A 4,479-nucleotide genomic window follows, 5' to 3' on the forward strand; every position below is an offset into this window, starting at 1 on the left:
TGCCTCGCCAGCGGCCGCCCGAGCCGCGGTGACGGGCCGGACCGCTCACGCCTGCGGGGCCGGGAACGCCACCGGGCTGCGCAGGCCCGCCGCGCCGACCCCGTCCGGAACTCCACCATCCAGTCGGCCGTCTCCGCCCGCACCAGCTCGGTCACATCCTCGGAGAACCGCCGCAGCACCCCCAGACACCGCTCCGCGGCCTCACTGGCCGTCCCCTCCGCCGGCCCCAGAACCTCGCGCACACACTCCGTCGCCCAGTCGAACTGAAGCACCTGAACCCGCCGCTGCACGGCCTGCGCAGTGGCGACGTCCCTTATCCACCCGGACGTGATCCCGAAGAACCGGTCGACCGCCACACAGGCCACGGCCATCAGCAGCGCCAGATACCCCCAGGGGGCCACCCCGCTCGTGACCCCGGTCAGATCCAGCAGCGGCCGCCCGAGCCGCGGTGACGGGCCGGACCGCTCACGCCTGCGGGGCCGGGAACGCCACCGGGCTGCGCAGGCCCGCCGCGCCGACCGCCCGCACCCCGAAGAACACGTTGTCCTTGGACAGGTCCACCTCGTGTGTCGTGACGTCGCCCACCGGCAGGACGTGGGTCCACTCCGGGGCCGTCGTCTCACGCCAGACGACCTCGTAGCCGGCGAGGTCCGGTTCGGCGCCCCTCGCCCAGGTCAGGCGGGTGGAGTTGGTGAGGGCGCTGGTGATGATCCCGGCGGACTTCGGGGTGCCGGGGGCCTGGGCCAGCGTCCACAGGGCCGCCGCGTTCACCTTGGCCACCCTCGCCGTGTACGCGAAGTCGCAGAACTCCGGCAGGTCGCCGTACTGCTTGCCGGTGTCGTCGACGCGGACGTCCTGGTGCTGGTGGGCGTAGTCCTCGGCCGGCTCGGTGAAGCGGGCGGCCGGGTAGCCGCGTTCCAGGAAGGGGATGTGGTCGCCGCCCCGGAGGTAGCGGTCCCGGCGGTAGATCACCCGGACCCGCATGCCGGTCGCGTCGTTGTCGGCCACGTCCCGGACGAAGCGGGCCAGTTGGCGGGTCGCCGAGTCGTTCTCGCCGCCCACCGAGCGGCGCAGCGCCGCCTGTTCGGGGGTCTCGGAGGAAGGGACGCCCTCGGCGAACAGGCGGATCGTGTACGGATCGCGGGCGCCGTCGTCCGCCGTCGCGCTGCCGACGATGTCGTTGGTGAACATGGCCTGGACGTCCGCGCCCGCCGCCTTCAGCGTCTGCGCCATGTGCGCCGATCCGTACAGGCCCTGCTCCTCCCCCGCCACCGCCGCGAACACGATCGTCGCCGCCGGCCTACGCCTCGCCATCACCCGGGCCAGCTCCAGGACCACGGCCACCCCGGACGCGTCGTCGTCGGCGCCCGGCGCGTCGGAGGTCGCGTCCATGACGTCCGTGACGCGGGAGTCGTAGTGCCCGGACACCACGTACACGCGCTCCGGCGTCACCGAACCCCGCAGCGTCGCGACGACGTTCGTGATCTTCGTGGGGGCCGGAATGCGCGGTGCCGGCTGCTGCACGTACGACTGGAGTTCCACCGTCATCCGGCCGGCGGAGGCCGTCGCGCAGGAGTTCAGTTCGGCGAGGAGCCAGTCCCTGGCCGCGCCGATGCCCCGGTTCGGGTCGTCCTGGACGGAGAGGGTGTGGCGGGTGCCGAAGGAGACGAGTCTGCGGACCGTGGCCTCGATGCGGGCGGGGTCGATCTCCTTCAGGAGGGTGCGCAGTTCGCGGGTGGGGCGCTGGGCGGTAGCCGGAGGGCGGGTCGCCGGCGCGGGCGCGGCGTCGGCCGTACCGGTCGTCGTCAGCGCGGCCGCGCTCGCTGCCGTGGCCGTCAACACCGTTCTCCTGGTGGGGCTGCGACGCATGTGTCCTCCCGGGGCTGCCGATGCCGGCCGACCCTCGTCATGGTTGTGGACATGGCAACCAACGGCAAGGGTGCCTCAGCCGCACAACTTCAGCCCCACCGGCGTCCCGCACGGCAGATGCCCCTGCGTACGGATCACCTGCCGGCTGCTCTCCTTGTCGAGGTAGGCGAGGAACCCGGCGGTGAGGGAGTCGTTCGGGGCGATGCCGTAGGTGTAGGCGTACTCGATGTCGCGGTACGGATAGGCGCTGTCGCCGCGCTCGATCTCGTCCACGTCGGCGCGGTCGCCGTCCAGCGGCACCGTCGTCACGCCCTTGTGCTGGGCGGCGACACTCAGCTCGCTGTACCCGATCGCGCCGGGCTGATCGGCGATCTTGTCCAACACGTCGCCGGTACTGGCGAGTTCGCACCGCGTCACCACGGTGGCGGCACCCTTCGGCGGCCGGCAGTCCAGTGATGTGCTCTGCGTCTGCTCCCATCCACCGAGCACCCGGTCCTGGAACACCTGCCGCGTCCCCGAGGTGTCACTGCGGCTGACCAGGACGATCGGCAGATCGGCGACCGCCTTGGCGGCCCCCGGGATCACCTCGCCCCACCGCTTGTACCTGCCTTTGTAGATGTCCCGCACCTGCTGCACGGACAGCCCGTCCGGACCGAGGTCGATCCCGTCGTTGACGGCGAGGGTGAAGACGGACAGCGCCACCTTCTTCCCCTTCAGGCCGAGGCGGTCGCCCAGCGGGCCGTCGGAGAACGCGATGACCGACCGCGCCCTGCTCTTCGACCGGTCGGCCAGCGCGGCGAGTTCGGCCACCCCCGACTCGCTCCCGCGAGTCTGGACGTCGATCTCCGCACCCGCGCACTTGCCCTCGTACTGCTTCGCCAGCGTCGAGATCACAGGCTCGAAGGCCGTCGAGCCGATCACCGTCAACTCGCCCTGCTCGCACTCGATCGGATTGCCGTCGCGGAAGACGACGATGCCCGCCAGCGCCAGGACGGACAGGGTGAGCAGCCCGGTGAAGATCCGGGCCTGCAGGCTGAACACCGGCGCCTTGTCGTCCGGTGTGGCACTGCGGTTGGGGTGCACCTCGCCGTTGCGGATGCCGCCGCGCAGCCGGATGTCACTGCCCACGTCACCGCCGGACAGCAGCACCAGCAGCTTGAAGTAGTCGCCGGGGTTGAGCGGGACGCGCGGGATGCGCAGCCGGTTGCCCTCGTAGCCGAAGCCCCGCTCCTCGGTGAAGTGGTCCATCAGGTGGTCGATGTCGGTCGGCTGGGTGACCGAGACGCCCCGGATGGTGCGGTCCGTGAACACCGCGGTGAGGCCGCGGGGGCCGGGGTCCGTGTAGTCGTCGCGGTCGATGGTCTGCGAACCGTCGTTCTCCACGCGCAGCAGCACCAGGGTCGCGTCGTCCATGTCCGCGTCGAAGAGGCCGAGCCTGACTCCCCCGGAGGGGGGACCCCCGGCCCGGCCCGAACGCACGCCGTAGCCAATGGGGTTGTCCATCTGGACGCGGTAGCCGATCCGCTTCCTGCGCGGCACGCGCCGCTCGTACCAGACCATGACGCCCGACGCGACGACACCCAGCACCGCTGTACCGACGGCCACGACGTTCTCTGCGCTCAGCCACTCCACTGTGGTGCCCCCGCAACTCACCAGAGCCGTAGTGTGGGGTCACCGTACGTCCGTTCGGGGCCTGCGGCGGCGCTCGGGCAGGGAAGTTCGCCGTACGTTCAACTGCCTCACAGGAAACGGCACTTCACCCGCCCCCACGCACCCGGCAGCGGCCCCTGCCGGGTCACTGCTTGGTGTACGTCAGCTTCTCCCCGGTGCCGGTGGTCACCCGCTCCAGCCTGCCGTCCGGCAGCAGCGAGATCTCGGTGGCCTTGCCCGGCGAACAGGTGGGCGGCGCGCCGGCCGTCACCGTGGACGGGCCGATCCTCAACGGGCCGTCTCCGCCCGGCGCCGCGGAGAGGTCCGCCGCGAACTCGCAGTGGTAGGTGCCGGTGCCTGCGGGCCCGTCGGCGACGAGGGACAGGACCGGATCACCCACCTCGCCCTGCCGGATGGTCAGCGTGCGGGTGTTCGCACCGGTGGCGTTGTCGATCGTGGCCGTCCAGGTGCCGAGGTAGCGCGTCGGGATCACGCCGTCCTCGGGTGCCGGGGGCGTCGGGGACGGCGTCGGGGTGGAAGCCGTCGGGTCATCGGTCGCGGAGTCGGTCGCGGTGGCCGTGACGGTCGGACCGCCGCCGGTCGTGTCGTCGCCGTCGCCGTTCATGAGGGCGTACACCGAACCGCCGGCGCCGAGCGCGACGACCACCGCGACCAGGACGAGCGCCACCGTGGAACGGCCGCTGCGCCGGGGCTGTTCGGGCGGCGGCGCGGGGAGATACGGCAGGGGCGGCTGGTAGGGCGGGGTGGCCCCGTTCGGCGGGGTGGAGCCGTTCGCCGGGTTCGGGCCGTACGGAGGATTCGGACCGTAGGAAGGATTCGGGCCGTACGGCCCGTACGCCTGCGGGTAGCCGTACGCCGGCTGCTGCGGGTGCTGTTGCGGATAGCCGTACGCCGGGTGGGCCGGGGTGCCGCCGGGGGCGGCGGCACCCCGGCCCACCC

At 72.2% G+C, this 4,479-nt stretch carries 2 protein-coding genes and 2 pseudogenes; all 4 read right to left on the bottom strand.

The genetic code is table 11. The annotated features are described in order from the left end of the window. Positions 1 to 437, bottom strand: a pseudogene (locus EAO75_RS44945) (SLATT domain-containing protein); the annotation flags it as partial. 28 nt (positions 438 to 465) lie between these two features. After that, entirely contained in the window at positions 466 to 1,842 is a 1,377-nt protein-coding gene (locus EAO75_RS44950) for a M20/M25/M40 family metallo-hydrolase (protein WP_261989729.1), read from the bottom strand. Between the two features lie 102 nt (positions 1,843 to 1,944). Then, positions 1,945 to 3,501, bottom strand: coding sequence for a substrate-binding domain-containing protein (locus EAO75_RS44955; protein ID WP_148000891.1), 1,557 nt, complete (start codon positions 3,499 to 3,501; stop codon positions 1,945 to 1,947). A 163-nt stretch (positions 3,502 to 3,664) separates the two neighbouring features. Continuing rightward, a pseudogene (locus tag EAO75_RS44960) lies at positions 3,665 to 4,479 on the bottom strand (serine/threonine protein kinase); the annotation flags it as partial.

Source organism: Streptomyces sp. UW30 (assembly GCF_008042075.1).
Taxonomy (GTDB): Bacteria; Actinomycetota; Actinomycetes; order Streptomycetales; family Streptomycetaceae; genus Streptomyces.